Origin of the sequence: Brevibacterium sp. SMBL_HHYL_HB1 (assembly GCF_018208375.1) — a bacterium.
GTDB classification, from domain to species: Bacteria; Actinomycetota; Actinomycetes; order Actinomycetales; family Brevibacteriaceae; genus Brevibacterium; species Brevibacterium intestinavium.
The window spans coordinates 3,435,510-3,452,883 of the sequence record NZ_CP062936.1 but is presented as its reverse complement, the minus strand read 5'-3'; the positions used below and the strand labels follow the sequence as shown (position 1 = coordinate 3,452,883).

At 61.9% G+C, this 17,374-nt stretch carries 15 protein-coding genes; 11 read left to right on the top strand and 4 right to left on the bottom strand.

The genetic code is table 11. The annotated features are described in order from the left end of the window. Positions 1-41 precede the first annotated feature (41 nt). The 4 genes from IG171_RS15835 to IG171_RS15820 are packed head-to-tail and all read left to right on the top strand — an operon-like array spanning position 42 to position 4,000. Positions 42-1,079 carry a DctP family TRAP transporter solute-binding subunit gene (locus tag IG171_RS15835; protein WP_249203747.1) on the top strand — a complete coding sequence of 346 codons (1,038 nt, stop codon included), beginning with the start codon at positions 42-44 and terminating at the stop codon, positions 1,077-1,079. Position 1,080: 1 nt separating this feature from the next. Next, positions 1,081-1,623: a TRAP transporter small permease gene (locus IG171_RS15830; protein WP_212128319.1), complete on the top strand. Its 543-nt coding sequence runs from the start codon at positions 1,081-1,083 to the stop codon at positions 1,621-1,623. After that, a complete protein-coding gene (locus IG171_RS15825) occupies positions 1,620-3,182 on the top strand; it encodes a TRAP transporter large permease (RefSeq protein WP_212128318.1) in 1,563 nt (520 codons plus the stop codon). Before IG171_RS15830 ends, IG171_RS15825 begins: the two co-directional genes overlap by 4 nt. Before the next feature lie 50 nt (positions 3,183-3,232). Then, a complete protein-coding gene (locus tag IG171_RS15820) occupies positions 3,233-4,000 on the top strand; it encodes an SDR family NAD(P)-dependent oxidoreductase (RefSeq protein WP_212128317.1) in 768 nt (255 codons plus the stop codon). A 32-nt stretch (positions 4,001-4,032) separates the two neighbouring features. Here the strand turns inward: IG171_RS15820 and IG171_RS15815 are convergent, their stop codons facing one another. Then, complete coding sequence (locus tag IG171_RS15815; protein ID WP_212128316.1) at positions 4,033-4,845, bottom strand: DUF296 domain-containing protein; 813 nt, start codon at positions 4,843-4,845, stop codon at positions 4,033-4,035. A gap of 466 nt (positions 4,846-5,311) precedes the next feature. Beyond that, entirely contained in the window at positions 5,312-6,217 is a 906-nt protein-coding gene (locus tag IG171_RS15810) for a LysR family transcriptional regulator (protein ID WP_212128315.1), read from the bottom strand. A 150-nt stretch (positions 6,218-6,367) separates the two neighbouring features. On the opposite strand from IG171_RS15810, the gene IG171_RS15805 reads away from it, so the two are divergent. Both IG171_RS15805 and IG171_RS15800 read left to right on the top strand, forming a co-directional pair. Next, positions 6,368-7,831: a M20 family metallopeptidase gene (locus tag IG171_RS15805; RefSeq protein WP_212128314.1), complete on the top strand. Its 1,464-nt coding sequence runs from the start codon at positions 6,368-6,370 to the stop codon at positions 7,829-7,831. A gap of 94 nt (positions 7,832-7,925) precedes the next feature. Continuing rightward, on the top strand, positions 7,926-9,218 hold the full coding sequence (locus IG171_RS15800; RefSeq protein ID WP_212128313.1) for an MFS transporter: 1,293 nt from the start codon (positions 7,926-7,928) through the stop codon (positions 9,216-9,218). 133 nt (positions 9,219-9,351) lie between these two features. Here the strand turns inward: IG171_RS15800 and IG171_RS15795 are convergent, their stop codons facing one another. After that, positions 9,352-10,050, bottom strand: a complete 699-nt coding sequence (locus IG171_RS15795; RefSeq protein WP_212128312.1) for a YoaK family protein — start codon at positions 10,048-10,050, stop codon at positions 9,352-9,354. A 186-nt stretch (positions 10,051-10,236) separates the two neighbouring features. Between IG171_RS15795 and IG171_RS15790 the strand changes: the two genes are divergently transcribed. The 5 genes from IG171_RS15790 (at position 10,237) to IG171_RS15770 (ending at position 15,872) form a co-directional block, all read left to right on the top strand. Next, a complete protein-coding gene (locus IG171_RS15790; protein ID WP_212128311.1) occupies positions 10,237-11,229 on the top strand; it encodes a tripartite tricarboxylate transporter substrate binding protein in 993 nt (330 codons plus the stop codon). Positions 11,230-11,243: 14 nt separating this feature from the next. Further along, positions 11,244-11,726: a tripartite tricarboxylate transporter TctB family protein gene (locus IG171_RS15785; RefSeq protein ID WP_212128310.1), complete on the top strand. Its 483-nt coding sequence runs from the start codon at positions 11,244-11,246 to the stop codon at positions 11,724-11,726. Between the two features lie 5 nt (positions 11,727-11,731). Next, complete coding sequence (locus IG171_RS15780; RefSeq protein WP_212128309.1) at positions 11,732-13,246, top strand: tripartite tricarboxylate transporter permease; 1,515 nt, start codon at positions 11,732-11,734, stop codon at positions 13,244-13,246. Between the two features lie 73 nt (positions 13,247-13,319). Next, positions 13,320-15,140 carry a gamma-glutamyltransferase gene (locus IG171_RS15775; protein WP_212128308.1) on the top strand — a complete coding sequence of 607 codons (1,821 nt, stop codon included), beginning with the start codon at positions 13,320-13,322 and terminating at the stop codon, positions 15,138-15,140. A 12-nt stretch (positions 15,141-15,152) separates the two neighbouring features. Further along, entirely contained in the window at positions 15,153-15,872 is a 720-nt protein-coding gene (locus IG171_RS15770; protein WP_249203746.1) for a GntR family transcriptional regulator, read from the top strand. Between the two features lie 493 nt (positions 15,873-16,365). Here IG171_RS15770 and IG171_RS15765 read toward each other — a convergent pair whose 3' ends face one another. Next, a complete protein-coding gene (locus IG171_RS15765) occupies positions 16,366-17,367 on the bottom strand; it encodes an IS3 family transposase (RefSeq protein WP_283091856.1) in 1,002 nt (333 codons plus the stop codon). Between the last annotated feature and the right edge of the window lie 7 nt (positions 17,368-17,374).

Genomic DNA, 17,374 nt, shown 5'->3' with positions numbered 1-17,374 from the left:
CACGACCGCGTAACGGAAACAGAAGAATCTAGGAGGCAAAGGTGCCGAGAACACGGACGAAGAGACCGTTGCTCGTCTGGTCCGCCGTGCTGATGGTGTGCGCCCTGCTGCTGGCCGGGTGCGGAACGAACTTCGGCACCACCGACGACGGAAAACAGCGCTACCGCTGGAAGATGACGGTGACCACGGGCTCGACGAGCACGTGGTATCTGGCCGCGGAGCAGTTCGCGAAGAACCTCGAGTCCGAGACCGACGGTCGGATCACGATGAAGGTCTTCGGCAATGAGCGGCTGTCGGCCGGTGAAGCCACCGCGGGAGTCGAACAGCTTATGGACGGGGCGAAGGACTTCTCCTACAACTCGCCGATCATCTACGCCGGAGTCGACCCGCGTTTCGGTGCCGTGACCGCTCCCTTCGTCTTCGACACGGTCGAGGACGGTCAGGAAGCCCTCGCCGGGCCCGGCGAGGACGTCTATTCCGACTACCTGGCCGAACGCGGTGTCCATCTGCTCGGCTTCGGAGAATCCGGAATGCGGCAGCTGACGAACACGCACCGACCGATCCACACCCCCGATGACATGCGCGGCTTGAAGTTCCGCATCCCCGGTTTCGGCATGTACACCGATCTCTACCGGCAGATCGGTGCGAACCCGACGACGATGCCCTTCGGCGAAGTCTTCACCGCACTGCAGCAGGGAGCGATCGACGGTCAGGAGAATCCGATCGACGTCATCCACTCCTCGAACCTGCAGGAGGTTCAGCCCTACCTCACACTGTGGAACTACTCCTATGACCCTCTCATCCTCGGCATCAACAAGGATCTCTTCGACTCCCTGAGCGACGAGGATCAGGAGCTCGTGACCCGCCTGGCCGGCGAGACCAATGAGTTCCAGATCGAGAAGAACCGTGACCGCGAAGCCGAGCTCATCGCGGAGCTGAAGGACTCCGGCATGGAAGTCAACGAACTCAGCGATGAGGAGAAGGACGCTTTCCGCGCCAAACTCAGCCCGCTCTACGACGAATACCGCAAGGTCTGGGGACCGGATATGGCCCAGGCATTCATCCCGAAAGGACTGTGAGATGAGAGCCATCAGATTCTTCGAGGACTGGGTCGTCATCGCTTCGTTCATGATGATCGTGCTCGTCACCTTCATCAATGTCCTCTCCCGCTACATCTTCAAGGCCTCACTGGCCTTCTCCGAGGAGATCACGATCAATCTCCTCGTCGTGCTCACCATGATGGGCGCCGTCGTCGGGATCCGCCTCGGCGCGCATCTGGGCTTCACCTATCTGGTGGAGAACGCGAAGGGGCAGGTCCGCAGGGCTCTGCTCATCATCGGCACCGTGCTCATGGTCGTTTTCCTCGCCGTCCTACTCGTCTGGGGTGCGGAGATGACGATCGCGCAGGCGATCCGCGGACGTGCGACACCCTCGCTGTCGATTCCGCAATGGCTGTTCACCCTGTCGATCCCGCTGGCCGGTCTGCTCGGCATCCTGCGCAGCATCCAGGCCCTGCGGTCCTCGCTGCATGAGGACACCTCCGCCGAGGCGGTCACCCGCAGGCTGGCGAGCGAAGCCGCCCCGGTCATCGAGGCTCAGGAATTCCAAGGAGGCCGGAAATGATCGCGCTTCTGCTCTTCGGCAGCTTCTTCCTGTTCCTCGGCCTCGGGATCCCCGTCGCCTTCTCCCTCGGCCTGTCGGCCGTACTCACCCTGGTCACCACCGACGGTGTGCAAGTCCTCGATGTGGTGCCGTCGGTCATGTTCCCGTCGATGAGTTCGGGCACGCTGCTGGCGATCCCGTTCTTCATCCTCGCCGGCATCGTTATGCAGTACACGGGCATTTCGCAGAGGCTCGTCGACCTCGCCTTCCTCATCTTCGGCCGGTTCAGCCACGGTCTGGCCGCGGTGACGATCATCTCCGCGTTCTTCTTCTCCGCCATCTCCGGCTCGGGCCCGGCCACGGTGGCCGCCATCGGCGCGATCCTCATCCCCGCACTGGTGCGCAACGGTTATCAGAAGAAGCATGCGGTCTCGGTCGTGGCCGCCTCCGGGTCGATGGGCATCGTCGTCCCGCCTTCGATCGCGTTCATCATCTTCGCAGTCGTCGCCGCCGAGTTCGGTTCGATCTCGATCTCACGGCTCTTCATCGCCGGCATCGTGCCCGGGATCATCATGGCGCTCGCCTTCCTCATCGCCGCACTGTTCGTTCCCCGGGTGCGTGAGGTCGCAGGCCTGCCTGTCAGGGCCGGGGCGAAGACCGGCAGACTGCTCGCGGCAGGACAGACGGAGACTGGCACCACAGCATCGGGTGCAGAGAACCAGTCGACGGCCGATTCCGAGAACGGACCCGGGTCAGGCGAACGATCTGCGGGAAAGACCAAGCTGCTCGCCGCCGGTGGGCACGGGAAGTCGGCGGCGACCGGAAACGGTGGGGCCGCCTCGGCGACGTCCGGGGCCGGCTCCGATCCGTTCGCGGCGGATCCGACGGCCACGGTCGACTCCGATGGCGGGTTCGGCGAGATCCTGACCGCACTGCTCAAGGCGATTCCGGGCCTGCTCATCCCTGTGATCATCCTCGGCGGGATCTACGGCGGCATCTTTACGCCCACCGAAGCCGGAGCCGTCGCCAGCGTCTACGCGCTCGTCGTCGGTGTCTTCGTTTACCGGGAGCTGACCTGGAAGGACATGCCGAAGGTGTTCCTCGAATCCGGGGTCTCGACGGCGGTCATCATGTTCATCGTCGGCGTGGCCAGCCTCTTCTCGTATGTCATTACGGTCGAAGGGGTGGCCGACCGGATCTCGACGGCAGTGCTGTCGGTTACGGACAACAAGTATCTCATCCTCGCGGTCATCACAGTCATCCTGCTCATCGTCGGCGCCTTCGTCGACGCGATCAGCGCGTTCTATCTGTTCATCCCGATCCTCGTGCCGATTCTCATCGGCGTCGGTGTCGATCTGACGACGATCGGTGTGTTCATGACCGTCAACCTCGCCATCGGCCTGTTCACTCCTCCCGTGGGACTCAACCTCTACGTGGGTGCGGGCATCGGGAAGGTCAGGTTGGAGGAAGTAGTGCGCGGAATCATGCCGTTCCTCATCTCCGCGATCATCGCCCTGCTGCTCATCACCTACATCCCGGCCATTTCGAACTGGCTGCCCGATCTTCTCGGCGTCGGGTGAACCACGAGGCCGATCGTCGAGCGCTCGAGCTCAACCTTCGAAGGAGAATCATGGAACCCTATCTGCTCACGAACAGGACGGCTCTGGTCACCGGTGCCGCTCAGGGCATCGGTCTGGCCATCGCCACCTCGCTGGCCGGGCGGGGTGCCTCGGTCGGCATCGTCGACCTCACCGGCGCAGAGGAGGCCGCAGCGGGTCTGGCCGAACAGTTCCCCGAGCAGAGATTCGCCGCCTTCCCTCTCGATGTCCGCGATGTCGCCGAGGTGACCGCCGCCGTCGGCGCGTTCGTCGAGACCTTCGGCCGCCTCGACGTCCTCGTCAACAACGCCGGTACGGCCGCGCGGATCGGTATCGACGAGATCACGGCCGAGCAGTGGCAGCGTGACATCGAGACCAACCTCGGCGGGACCTTCAACTTCATCAGGGCCGCCGTTCACCCTCATATGGCCGAAGCCGGGGCAGGGTCGATCATCAACATCTCCTCGATCTCGGGTATCAACGGCGGTGCGGTCTCCGACGGTGAGGCGGGAACTCGGTCGGGACCGGCCTATGCGGCGAGCAAGGGCGGGATCATCGCACTGACGAAATGGGTGGCCAAGGAATACGGACGGCAGGGCATCCGCTGCAACTCGGTGGCACCGGGACCGGTCGAATCCGCCCTCACCGCGGGCCAGACCTACGACACCTCGAATCAGGCCCTCGACCGGATGGGGCATGCCGATGAGATCGCAGAGGCGGTCGCCTACCTGGCCAGCGACGGGGCGGCGTTCACGACCGGGCAGATCCTGCGCGTCGACGGTGGGGCCGTGATGTCCTGAGGTGCGTCATCGCGGACCAGGCGGTCCGGCGTCTATGCCGTGCGACGGACGAAGAGCTCGAAGGTCACGGCCACGGGGTTCGCCCCAGGAACCAGAACGCCCCGGGACACCTCGCCGGCTACGTCGACGACCTCGCCGGTCAGGTGCACTCTCGGGTGCGAACCCAGGGCACCGGTGACCGTGCCTGCCAGATCGGTGAACTCGACGGCCGGCCAACCGGCGGTGCCGTCGGTGAAGACCGCCCCTGTGGTGCTGCCAAGACTCGCGAGCACCTCGGCGGAGTCGAAACCGGCGCCGCGGCAGACTGCGAGGACAGCCTCGTCGAGAAGCTCGCCGGGGCGGATGCGGGAGACGACGGCGGAGATACCAGCGGTGTCGCGGGTGGACCGGGGCGCTGCCTCGGCGTCGGAACCCGACTGGAGAGGGTGTGGAGCGAAGGCAGAGAATCCGGTCTCGGGGTCGACTTCGCTGACCAGGCAGGCGTCGGGCAGGGCGAACAGACGCAGGCGAAGGCCCGCAGGTCCGACATGCGTGCCCGGCAGCAGGTGCCCGCCGCGGATCCTGCCGTCTGGCTCGGTCCACGAAGCGTGGATGTGGCCGAAGGGAGAGCCGTTGCGGAAGCCGATCGTGGCGGCAGCGTGGCGGACGGCTGACGGCCCGTCGACCTCGAATGCAGCGGTGAACGACATGGGATGATCGGCGTCAGTCCCATAAGCCGGGTGAACGAAGTCGATATGCCCGAATTCGCCGGACAGGAACTCGACCATCATCCCGGAGACGCCGTAGTCGCCGAGCGCCGCCTCGAGGAAGGCGAACAGGTCGGTGTCCTCGGTGAGTTCAATCACATGCTCCGCGCACCGGCTCGCCACGGACACGATTCTTGGTTCCTGTCGCGGACCCGCGTGGATGACCGCGGTTCCTGGCTGTTTGAGGGGGAAGTTCGGGCTCGGCGGATCTGAGACGTAGGCTCCATTGCTCATGCTTCGATTATCGCGAGTTCTGTGGGCTGCTGCAGCCGCAGTTCCATGGCGTGGAACATGCGCTGAGACCGTGGAGAGGGCCACGATGTGGTGAGGGGCTGTTGCCTCGGCGGCGGCCCCCTCCGCGGAGCTCTCTGCTGCGGGAGCGCTTTCGCCGAAACGACGACGGAGCGCCGAGGCCACTGTGCACACACCGTTGTCTTGGCGCTCCGTCGTGGTCTCGGTGGTATGAGCCGGAAGTTCGACGTTGAAGTCGGCGGATCCCCGAAGACTGTCTGTGCGGGACGACGATAGCAAGAGATTGCCGGAGACCCAGCATGTGATGGGTTGATCAGCCGTGGAGGTGGTTGCGTAGGGCAGTGATCATGAGCTCAAGACCTTCAGAGTCCCTCTGTGGGTCAGCCTCGAGGATCTGGATGTAGCGGGCTTCGATCTGAGGATCGTCGACGGGGACGGCGGTGCACCCCTCCTCGGCGAGGGTGGACGGGATCGACCGTCCGGCCATCATCGCGATCATGGACGAGCCGGCCAGCGCCCGAAGCATGAGTACGGGGCAGGTGGCTTCGAGAGTGGGGGAGAACACCTGCCCTTGGGCGCGCACCGCCTGTTCGATATGCATCCGGGCGGTGTTGCCCGCGGGCAGAGTGCCGACTGGGTAGTCGACCATATCGCGGATCCGCAGACTCGACCGACGGGCCAACGGATGATCGGCATCGAGGATCGCGAAGTTTCGTGCTTCGACGTGGTCGACGGCTCTCACTCCGCGCATCGACGTGAAATCGTGCCCGGCGGCGGAGAAATTCACGCACAGATCGGCCTGCCGATTCCGCAGCACCTGCATAGCCTCGATTGACCCGCGGTCGATGATCCGCACCTGCACACGATCGGTCGTTCGCATGACGTCGTTGATCGCGTCGGCGACCACAGTCTGGCCGAGACCCGTGCTCGTGACGATCGAGACCGTCTCCACCGCACCGGAATAGGCCCCGAAGGAGTCGGCGAGCAGCTCGGATTCGGCGATAGTCCGGCGGGCGAAGTCAGCGAGGGCCAAGCAATGCGCGGTCGGGGCGACACCCGAGCTCGACCGTTCGAACAGCGGTGTGCCGTAGTGCTCCTCGAGTGCCCTGATCTGACGGCTCGCCGTCGAATGCGAGACGAAGAGGGCGCGAGCGGCCAGATGGATCGATCCGTATTCGACGACGGCGAGAAGTGTCGAAAGACTGCGGAGATCGGTCATGGCGGGACTCCTCCTCAAAAGTCGCTCAGGGGTGGCGTCAACAGGCTAACCCGGTGGTGCAGGAAATGCACCACTTCGGTGCAGGATCCGCACCCGGGTATGGACGAGAACGGCTGTCGACGCCGTGCCGACTCCGAGATGCTGGAAGGCATGCGAAGTGAAATCAGCGGCCGCGAGGATGCGGCAGACGTTCGTGAGATCCGACGTGCACTGACCCGGGAAGCGGGAGAGTTCGTGCGCAGCGACGGGTTCTTCGAGGTGCTCACCAGCCGTGTCGCCCGGCGCACTGAGAGTCAAGAGTCCGGTAACGGGCAGGCCGCCAGGGACTACCTCAGCGAGGATATCGTCCCCGAGCTCGCGGCACTCGGATTCGACTCGACCATTTATGAGAACCCCGAATCCGACGAGCATCCGCTGCTCATCGCCACCCGCGTCGAGGATCCAGACCTGCCGACGGTGCTCCTCTACGGACACGGGGACGTGCAGTTCGCCCACGCTGATCAGTGGGCCGAGGGGCTCGATCCCTGGGTGCTCACCCGCGATGGCGACCGGCTCTACGGTCGCGGCACCGCCGACAACAAGGGCCAGCACACCGTGAACACCGTTGCGCTGCGGACCGTCCTGGACGCGTTCGGTGAGGACGGGAACCCCGCTGAGGCGGCCCTGGGCTACAACGTGAGTATCCTCATGGAGACCGCCGAGGAGGCAGGGTCGAAGGGCCTGCGAGCTTTCGCGGCAGATCACACAGATGAACTGGCCGCCGACCTCTTCCTCGCCTCCGACGGTCCGCGGATCTCCGCCGAGGTGCCCACGCTCTTCCTCGGTTCCAGAGGTGCGCTCAACTTCCGGCTCATTGCACACGAGCGCGACGACAACCACCACTCGGGCAACTGGGGCGGGAAGCTGCGCAATCCGGCGACGGTCATCGCCGCCGCGATTAACTCTCTCGTTGACGGCAACGGCGTCATCCGGATCCCCGCCCTGCGGCCGGCGGACCCGCCTGCCTCGGTGCGGGCCGCCGTGGCGAAGCTGCCTGATGTCGTCGACGACGGAGCCCCCGAGATCGACCCGACCTGGGGTGAGCCCGGGCTGACCCCAGCTGAGAGGGTCTTCGCCTTCAACGTCCTCGAGGTGCTCGCCCTCGATGCCGGCGAGCCCGCTCAGGTGGTCAACGCGATCCCGGGGACCGCCTCGGCGATGATGCAGCTGCGCTTCGTCGTCGGCACCGACATCAGCGACTTCGAGAACCGGGTTCGGGCCCATCTCGAGGAGCAGGGAATCACGGGAGTCGTTGTCGAACTCGACCATTGCATGCCAGCGACGAGGCTCGATCCCGACTCACGAGTCGTCGGGGCGGCCGCGGAATCGATTCGGAAAACGACCGGACTTGAGGCCGCCGTCGAGCCCAACCTCGGTGGAACGATCCCGAACGATGTCTTCGCCGAGGTGCTCGGCCTGCCCACCGTGTGGGTGCCCCACTCCTACCCGGGCTGCCATCAGCACGCCCCGGACGAGCATGCTCTGCTCTCGATCCTCGAGCAGGGCGCCGAGATCATGACGGGGATGTTCTGGGACATGCGTGCCAACCCTAGCGACTGGTTCACCTCGAAATGACCGCCCTTACGGGGCGGGCCCGCCGCACACGGGCAATGCCGAGCCCGAGCGACAGCATCTGAGACATCATCTCTGCAGGCGAAGGAGCCCAGCCATGAACGAACAGTCATTGAAGACGCGAACACCTCAGACCCCGGTGAAGTCTTGGAAGGTCATCACGGCCGCCTCGGTGGGCAACGCCCTGGAGTGGTATGACATCTCTGTCTATGCCTATTTCTCCGTCTACATCTCTGTGGCATTCTTCCCCTCGGACAGCCATGCGGTCTCCGTGATGCTCGCCTTGGGCACCTTTGCGCTCTCGTTCTTCATTCGCCCGGTGGGCGCGATCGTGCTCGGCAGCTTCGCTGATCGGCGGGGGCGTAAGCCGGCGCTGACGCTGACGATCTGGCTGATGTTCCTCGGCACACTCATGATCGTTCTCATGCCCCCGGCGCACGTGATCGGACTGGCCGCTCCGCTGCTCATCCTCCTCGCCCGACTCATCCAGGGCTTCGCCGCAGGTGGGGAGTTCGGCTCGGCGACCTCACTCATGGTCGAGCACCTGCCGAACCGCCGTGGTTTCGCCGCCAGCTGGCAGTTCACCTCACAGGCGATGTCGACGATCCTTGCCTCTGTCATCGGTGTGGCCGTGACTACGAGTCTCAGCCAAGAGCAGCTCGAGACCTGGGGATTCCGACTGCCGTTCATTGTGGGACTCCTCGTCGGGCCCGTCGGTCTCTACATACGCCGACATGTGCCCGAATCACCCGAATTCACCGCCGCCCGGGCTGAGAAGCCGAAGGAGACCGCGGCCATCGGCGGAGTGCTGCGTCATCACAAGCTGGCGGTGGTGCTCGCGATCGGCGCGATCGCGGTCTCGACCTGCCTCAACTACTTCATCACCTACGTCCCCACCTATGCCGTCGACAATCTCGGCATGCCCAGCTCCGCCGGGTTCTGGGCGACCCTCGTGTCCGGAGCCGTGCTCTTCCTGTTCACGCCGATCGCGGGATACTTCTGTGACAAAGTCGGACGACTGACCATCATGATCCCGGCCGCTGTCGCCGTCATGGTGCTGACCTGGGCGCTCTTCACCTGGGTCGTCGCGGCCAATGCGCTGACCGTGCTCATCGTCGTCGTTGCGATCTTCTCCGTGTTCAAGGCCGCCTACTACGGTCCTCTGGCCAGCGTGATGGGCGATATCTTCCCCACCGAGGTGCGCGGAACCGGACTCTCACTGAGCTACAACGTCGGTGTTGCGATCTTCGGCGGGCTCACCCCACTGGTGGCCGCTTGGCTCATCGGTGTCACCGGCGATGCCAAGGCCCCGGCGTACTGGGTACTGCTGGCCGGAGCGCTGAGTGTGGCGTCGATCTTCGTGGTGTGGAAGAAGCTCGGAGTGCGGTGACGCTGGGCCGGCGGCTGCTGGGACACCCTCAGCCGAGCCGAAACCACGGCAGCGCGCCGAGGCCACTGTCACGCGTAGTGGCCTCGGCGCTCCGTCGTTGTCTCGAGGAAGCAGGTCGGGGCGATCAGGCCCCTCAGGCGTGTGACGGGGTGGTTTCGGCGGTCTCGGCGAGGGCCCGTTTCCTCGCTCCAAGGTGACCGATGATGGTTGTGATCGCGATGATGACGGCGACGACGGCGATGCCGATCCACTGGTTAAGCATGAGCGTCGCTGCACCGGCCAGCGCTCCGACGAGAATTAGAACGACCGCAAGGAAGCGACGGACCCACCGGACGCTGTTCCCTCCGGCCAGTCGAGAGTCTGATCCCAGACCGACGATCGTCGAGGTCACGACCACTGTGGTGACATCGGCAATTTTCATCTTTCTCGCCGCAGCTGCCTGGGCGCCCATGAGCGTCGAGAGCGCCGAGGTGAAGATCGTTCCGGCGAGGCCGACCTCGGGATCAGGCATCAGCCCCACATAAATGGACAGCCCGGCACAGCCGACGGCCACACTGGCGAAGATCAGCGTTGTTCGCCGCTGCCAGGTTTCGCCTATGTCGCCGAGGATCCGACCGGCTAGTGCCGCCCCAAAGAGGAAGAAGACCAGCGCCAAAGTGGGTCGTAGCACAGGAACGTCCTCGGCGCCGGCTAGGCCCATACCGAGTATGACGACGTTGCCGGTCATATTTCCTGTGAAGACCTTGTCGAAGCCAAGATAGCCGATCGCGTCGACCATTCCCGTCGAGAAAGTGAGGACGAGAAGCATGGCGAGGTCGAGATGGCGGTTCATTAAGGCTCCTGGTTGGGCAAACGCATACTAAACAACTGTTGCTGGACGATCGTATGGATAAGCCTAAAATATTAACGAGAGACTGTATACATTCAATGATGACATCACTAGAGTGTCTACAACAATCGAATTGTCATTCGGTTGCATGGCAAAAATAGAACTCCGTGATTCGAGGAAGGTACGAGGATGTACCCGAACAGTTCAAGAAGTCGACGTCTTTGCTCATTGGCCGCAGGAGTGGCTGGGCTCAGTCTGCTATTTGCTGCTTGTGGTGGCGGGCAAACAGGTAGCGCAGACAGTTATCCCAACAAGTCAATCGAAATGATCGTCCCGTGGTCAGCAGGAGGAGACACCGATGCGATCTTCCGCATGATCGGAGACGGGCTCAAAGAGGAACTCGGTGCAGATGTGGTGATCAAGAATGTGCCGGGTGGCGGTGGATCTGTTGGTGCACAACAGGCGATGGCCGCCAACAACGACGGCTACACGCTCTTAGCCGGGCACGATTCTATTGCCATCTCACACATTTCCGGCGAGACCGACTTCGGATACTTTGACTTCGAGCCGATCTCCCTAATGACCTCGTCCTACGACTATGTCGCTACCGCTGCCGATAGTTCCTGGGATGACATGGACGACATGATCAAGGACGCGAAGGCTAACCCCGGGGAGATCTCGTATGGAGCATCCATTGGATCAACCTCGCAGCTCGAACCCGCCCTCATTCAGGCCGTCGCCGACGTCGAATTCAACATTGTCGGGCAGAAGGACACCGCCGAACGCATGCAGGCTGTTGTAGGCGGCCACGTGGATCTCGGTGGAGTCAGTGTGGTTGCGGCCAAGGAGTATCTTGACGCGGACAAGATGAAGCTCTTGGGATACATGGCTCCAGAACGCGATGACGCGCTTCCCGACGTGCCAACTCTCAAAGAACAGGGCATCGACGCTGCATCTGCAACGAATCGCGGCCTATTCGCTCCCGAGGGCACGCCGGAGGAGATCGTCGACAAAGTGGACGACGCCTTGGCGGAGGTTGCTGAGGACCAGGAATTCGTCGACACGCTGACAGACCTGGGCACCGACGTCAACTACAAGAACACCGATGAGTACGAGACATGGCTGAAGGACAATCAGGAGGAGATGCAGGACGCCATGGAAAAAGCCGGAATGGTTGATTGAGGGGAGTCTTCTCAATGATCAAAGCCAAACGCGACCTCATCAACGCCTTGATCGTAATCGGATTTGCCGTTCTGCTCTACACCCAGGTCGGTCAAATCGATGGCGGCGGAACCAGACATACAGGCCCGGAGTTCTTCCCCAAGGTAGTCGTTCCGACCTTGCTGATCTTGGGTGCAGTGCTGTTTGTCCAGAGCGTTATTCGGATTGTCCGCAAGGACAATGAGCCGTTGCACCTTGATGTGAAGAACATCTTGAAAGACAACCTCAAGGTCATCCTCATCTTTGCGGTGACCCTGTTGTACATTCCAGGGCTGTACTACTTCGGATACCTAGTATCGACGCCATTCTTCCTTGTCGCTACATATTTTGTCATTCGATGGAGCAGACCGAGCAGACGGATCTGGCTGACGGTCATGGGCTATGTAATATTCAGCGTTTTCATCTATGCGGTCTTCCGTTTCGGCCTGGCCGTGTTCCTGCCGAGTGGACTGGGGTAGCACAGATGGATCTCATACTGCAGAGTTTCGAGTCGATAGCTAATGTTCAGACACTGCTGATTCTGCTCGCGGGGGTGGTCGCCGGCATCGTCATCGGCAGCATTCCCGGATTCACTATCACCATGGGCGTAGCTCTGACACTGCCGTTCAGCTTTGGGATGGAGCCGCTCAACGGTATCGCGCTGATGATTGGCGTGATGGTCGGAGGCAGCTCAGGCGGACTTCTGCCGGCAATTCTGCTCGGGATTCCGGGCACACCTTCGGCCATGGCCACAACCTTCGACGGTTATCCGATGACCCGCAAGGGTATGGCAGGCAAGGCACTCTCCGTGGGACTTGTGGCGTCGACGATCGGCTCGCTCATATCTGGAGTGATTCTCATCTTTGTTGCGCCGGTACTGGCGGAGTTCGCCACGGATTTCGGTCCTTGGGAGCTGTTTTCATTGATGTTCTTCGGTCTGACAGCTATCGCTAGCGTAGGTGGTGGATCGCTGGTCAAGGGACTGATCGGTGGTGTGCTCGGAGTCGCGTTTTCGATGGTTGGAATCGATCTACTCACAGGAACTCAGAGATTCACCTTTGGCTTCGTCGAGCTTCAAGGCGGATTCAACTTCCTTCCCGTGTTGATCGGTCTCTTCGCCTTTTCTCAGTTACTCAGCGATGTTAAGAACCCTCTGAGCGCCGAGGAGGCAGGCAACAAGAACGTCGCCTACCCTCTTATCAAAGGGATTATGACAGTGGTCAGGAAGCCGATCGCTATTATCCGGGCAAGCTTGGTCGGAACGTTCGTCGGCATCCTTCCGGGCGCAGGCGGCAGCATCGCCAATGTCATGAGCTATGACATTGCGAAGAAGACTTCCCGTAACCCGGAGAAATTCGGCACGGGCGTCCCTGAAGGCGTGGTCGCCTCAGAGGCGGCGAATAACTCCTCGGTCGGAGGTGCCCTGGTTCCCGCGATGGCGTTCGGCATCCCTGGGGATGCCACGACAGCTATGGTCCTGGGGGCTCTGCTCATTCATGGGATCCAGCCGGGCCCCTTGTTCCTAACCTCGGAACCTGTGCTGGCCTACGGCATCTTCATCGCCTTCTTCATCGCAGCGATATTCATGTTGCTCGTCCAGAGCTACGGAATCCGCCTGTTTCTCTTGGTCAACAGGATTCCGCAGCATCACCTCGTTCCGGGAATCCTCGTTCTGTGCGCTGTCGGCAGCTTTGCGGTCAGCAACCGAATCTTCGACGTGGGAGTGCTCCTCCTCTTCGGCATCATCGGTTACTGGATGAAGAAGAACGATTTTTCATTGGCTGCGTTCATTCTAGGGATCATTTTGGGCCCGATGATCGAAACCAACCTGCGCCAAGCTGTAACTATCAGTAGCGATCTCTCTCTGTTCATCACTCGACCGATCTCAGGAGTACTCATCGTCTTGTCGATCATCTCGCTGGCGTATGGGATTTTTATGGCTGTGCGGTCGGCGAAGACGCCGTCACACACGACGGTACCGGCGGATGCGCAAGAATGAGCAGCGAACGCAAAAGGGGAACACGGATGGTACACAAACGCTCCCCGATGACCACCAAAGAAGGGACCCTGACATGACTTTCGTGACACCACCGGAGTTCACCACGCGACCGACGCTTGAGGGCCATTTCGGCATGACGGCTTCGACTCACTGGTTGGGTACGGCAACAGCACAATCCGTTCTCGAGCGGGGTGGAAATGCCTTCGACGCAGCTGTCGCCTGCGCATTTGTGCTGCACGTCGTCGAACCGCACCTCAACGGGCCCGCCGGTGATATGACAGGGCTATTCGCCACCGCGGAGGACCCAGGAACGCCGGTGGTGATGATGGGGCAGGGGCCAGCTCCGGCCGCGGCGACCATCGACCACTATCGTTCAGAAGGCCTCGATCTGATCCCCGGAGCAGGAGCCCTGGCGGCAGCGGTACCGGGTGCGGTCGACTCATGGCTGAACCTGCTTGAGCACCACGGATCCTGGGAACTAGCTGACATCCTGGAGTACGCGATCGATTATGCGAGCAACGGGCATACAGCATTATCACGGGTAGCAGGGGCGATCGAGACGGTCGCTGAGCTGTTTACCGAACACTGGCCGAGTTCCGCGAGGCTATGGATGCGCGATGGAAAGCCCCCCGCTGCCGGTGATGTGATCATCAACGAGGAGTACGCCGAAGTATTGCGGGGACTTATCGCTGCTGGTGATGACCTTACTGCCAGCAGTACCAACGTCACCCGAGCTGGAAGAGTTCGGGCTGCACGCCAAGAATGGAAGACCGGGCGCGTCGCACTGACCATTGCGGACTTCGTGCAAACCGCACATCGGCACTCGACTGGCACCGACCATGCCGGTGTCATCACCGCCGACGACTTGGCGGGGTTTTCCGCGACGTTCGAAGACGCGGCGACGATCGATTTCCGCGGATACACCATCGCCAAGACCAAGGCCTGGGGTCAGGGTCCCGTTCTGTTGCAGGCGTTGTCAATCCTCGACGGATTCGACGACGACCGTCTCGATCCCTCTACCGAGATCGGGGCACACACTATTCTCGAAGCGCTCAAACTGGCAATGGCGGACAGGGATACGCACTACGGCGACTTCGATGTCGACCTAGACGCCTTCTTAAGTGCCGACTACGCAGCCGAGCGACGTGCGCTGATCGGTGATGAGGCATCGCATGAGCACCGTCCGGGCAATCCCGGCGGTAGCCAGGCGGCTTTCCGCGCGCCATTGCGTCAGCCAGAGGCTGACTATGACAAACAGGTGGCTCAGGGGATAGGTGAACCCACGGTCCAGAAGAACGGAGAATCCAAAGGCGACACCTGTCACATCGACGTTGTGGACCGGTGGGGGAACATGATCTCGGCCATGCCGTCAGGCGGATGGCTGCAATCGTCACCGGCTATTCCCGGGTTGGGGTTCAGCTTGGGGACGAGACTGCAAATGAATTGGCTTCACGACGACGCTCCGTCACGCCTAGAACCGGGGAAGCGCCCCAGAACAACTCTCTCACCGACACTGATCTTCAAAGATGGGCATCCATATGCGGCGCTGGGTTCTCCCGGCGGCGATCAGCAGGACCAATGGCAGCTTCTGCTCGTGCTCAGGCTTCTGGTCGGCGGGTATCGTGCCCAGGAAGCCATCGACGCTCCAGCCATGCACACAACGTCACTGGCCGGATCGTTCTGGCCCCGAACCTTTGTTCCGGGCGGTGCCGTCGTCGAGGACCGGCTTGGTGAGGACGTAATATCTAGTTTGGAAGCCCGGGGTCACGTGATCACTCGTGCCGGTGATTGGGCAGTGGGACGACTTTCCTGCGTTATTCGAGACCCCGAAAGCGGCAGACTCGAAGCAGGTGCTAATCCGCGCGGCGCTCAGGGATATGCCGCAGGACGTTGAGCGAGGAGAGCCATGTCGGAGATGCCTGGGAAAGACGCCCCTGGTGCTGTAAGCGGTCCCACGACGCATCCGTCGGCGTCGATGGTGATTGCCCGCAGAATCAAGCAGGAAATCATCACCGGACAACTGGCGCCTGGGACGCGTCTTCCGGAAATCACTTTGGGACGGCGGTTTGAGGTCTCCCGGGTCCCCGTCCGAGAAGCGCTCAAACTGCTCGAAAGCGAAGGCTTGGTTGAGTCGAAGCCCTATAGCGGGTCTTCGGTTTCGCAGTTGCCGACAGACGACGCACGTGATCTGTTCGATGTGCGCATCGTCATTGAGGGGGCCGCTGCCCGACGTGCCGCCGAAAGATCGCTGGTTCAGGCGCAACAGTCGCTGCCAGACGAAAACTGGTGGGCGGCTCGGAAAGAGATAACGGCGGTGTTGCGCTCAGGCGATGAAGCGTTGTCGGAAGATCGCCTGGAGGACCTTGCTCGATTGAATATGCGCTTCCACGTCCTAGTGACTGAACTCTCCGGTAGCCAGTCATTGTGGAACTTATTGCAACAAATTTCCGGCAAAATCGAATGGCTCTACTCATTGAACGTGAATATCCGCGGATCACGTGCTTGGCCCGAACACCATGAAATCATGGCGGCGGTAGACGCTGGGCGTGGTGACGACGCTGCCATGATCATGCAGAGGCATGTGACTCGTAGTCGGGACTCTTACTTTGACATGTTCAGACAATGAAAACTGCGAGGTCGAGGTCTTACCCAGCGAGTCCTTTGAGGAACCGAACACGGTTGTGGGCCGCGTTGACCGGCAGGCATGGGACCAGCTCGTGGAAAAGGGGAGGGGGCCACACCCACCGCGCCTCGGAAGCGGATGTCGCTGTCGCCCAACACACCACCGGTGAGTGAGCGAATCGAAGCCAGGGCGAAGATAGTACGCCAGCGGCGCCGGCTCGCGGCTGACTTAGGTTCCGACCTTGCACATGTGTAGCGGTCGGCCGCTGCATGTCGGTAGCCGGCCAGAAGCAATAACGAGCCCTCCGTTGTGAAAAGCCGGCACTTAGCCGGCCAGCGGTGCAATGACCCCGTAGGCTGCGAGCTCGAGTTCGTCGTGGTGGCTTCCGGGGCGTTGACCGCTCGGTTGATATCGCTCTATGCCCGACCCGGCCAAGGCGCGTGTCCCCAGCCGAAGCACCCGACCCTAGTCGAGGCGCCCGGTGGCCCGGTATATTTCAAGCTGTTTGTGACAGCTCGGTGTTTTCTGGGCTATTGATGCCGGCGTGGGTCGGTGGGCCAGCGGCTATGGGGCTGGTGTGGAATCGTTCCGGATGCGCGCAGTGACGGGCCTCCAGAGTGGCTTGGCGACGGGCCCGGACAAGCTCGGTACGTCCGTGATGGACATCGTTGGGAGTGTAATAATTCAGGCCGCTGTGGCGGTGGTTCGCGTTGTAGTCAGCAATGAACGCGGCCATGTAGTCACGAGCATGATCGATGGATTCGAACCGGGTGGGAAAGTCCAAGTGGTACTTGATGGTCTTGAACGTCGATTCACTAAACGCGTTGTCATTCGACACTCTGGGCCGGGAAAAGGACAGCTTGATCCCCAGCGACTGAGCGAACTGGACAGTCGTTGCCGCGCGCATGGGAGCCCCGTTATCGGCGTGTAGCACGGTCGGGTACTGCTGGTTAGTTGCCACAGCCTGATCGATCATGGTCTGAGCATGGACGGATTTCTCGGAAGTCTCGACCCGGTGGCCAACGATCTTGCGGGAGAAAACGTCCATGATGGCATAGAGGCGATAGATGACCTTGCCGGGACCGCGCAGCATCGTGATGTCCCAACTCCACAGTTGGTTCGGTGCGCAGGCAGCGTGGACCGGCTTAGGCCGTTTGGGCTGGTTACCACGGCGCTGGGCGCGACGGTCTCCGTTCTGCCCGTGTGCGGCCACCACTCGGTGAGCCGTCGACGCGGAGAATGGCACCTGCCCGGCATCGAGCATCCGCCAATACGCCTGGGTGACAGACAGGCTCTCATAGTCTTCAGAGTTCAACAGCGCCATGAACGCATCGGCCTCGGCGGTGGTGATCCGACTCGGGTAGTCGCGTTCCTTCTGCGGCACCTGCACCCCGGCCGGGACCGCCGGATTCTGGTGACGGTACCAACTCGTACGATGCACACCCATCAACTCGCAGGCCGCCGTGATCGACCAGCCGACCCTGATCAGATCGCCGATGAACCTG

What these genes read in the sequence shown, in the direction of transcription:
- IG171_RS15830 (WP_212128319.1), top strand. Translation starts at nt 1,081, where the DNA reads ATGAGAGCCATCAGATTCTTCGAGGACTGGGTCGTCATCGCTTCGTTC.
- IG171_RS15825 (WP_212128318.1), top strand. Translation starts at nt 1,620, where the DNA reads ATGATCGCGCTTCTGCTCTTCGGCAGCTTCTTCCTGTTCCTCGGCCTC.
- IG171_RS15820 (WP_212128317.1), top strand. Translation starts at nt 3,233, where the DNA reads ATGGAACCCTATCTGCTCACGAACAGGACGGCTCTGGTCACCGGTGCC.
- IG171_RS15810 (WP_212128315.1), bottom strand. Translation starts at nt 6,217, where the DNA reads ATGACCGATCTCCGCAGTCTTTCGACACTTCTCGCCGTCGTCGAATAC.
- IG171_RS15805 (WP_212128314.1), top strand. Translation starts at nt 6,368, where the DNA reads ATGCGAAGTGAAATCAGCGGCCGCGAGGATGCGGCAGACGTTCGTGAG.
- IG171_RS15800 (WP_212128313.1), top strand. Translation starts at nt 7,926, where the DNA reads ATGAACGAACAGTCATTGAAGACGCGAACACCTCAGACCCCGGTGAAG.
- IG171_RS15795 (WP_212128312.1), bottom strand. Translation starts at nt 10,050, where the DNA reads ATGAACCGCCATCTCGACCTCGCCATGCTTCTCGTCCTCACTTTCTCG.
- IG171_RS15790 (WP_212128311.1), top strand. Translation starts at nt 10,237, where the DNA reads ATGTACCCGAACAGTTCAAGAAGTCGACGTCTTTGCTCATTGGCCGCA.
- IG171_RS15785 (WP_212128310.1), top strand. Translation starts at nt 11,244, where the DNA reads ATGATCAAAGCCAAACGCGACCTCATCAACGCCTTGATCGTAATCGGA.
- IG171_RS15780 (WP_212128309.1), top strand. Translation starts at nt 11,732, where the DNA reads ATGGATCTCATACTGCAGAGTTTCGAGTCGATAGCTAATGTTCAGACA.
- IG171_RS15775 (WP_212128308.1), top strand. Translation starts at nt 13,320, where the DNA reads ATGACTTTCGTGACACCACCGGAGTTCACCACGCGACCGACGCTTGAG.
- IG171_RS15770 (WP_249203746.1), top strand. Translation starts at nt 15,153, where the DNA reads ATGTCGGAGATGCCTGGGAAAGACGCCCCTGGTGCTGTAAGCGGTCCC.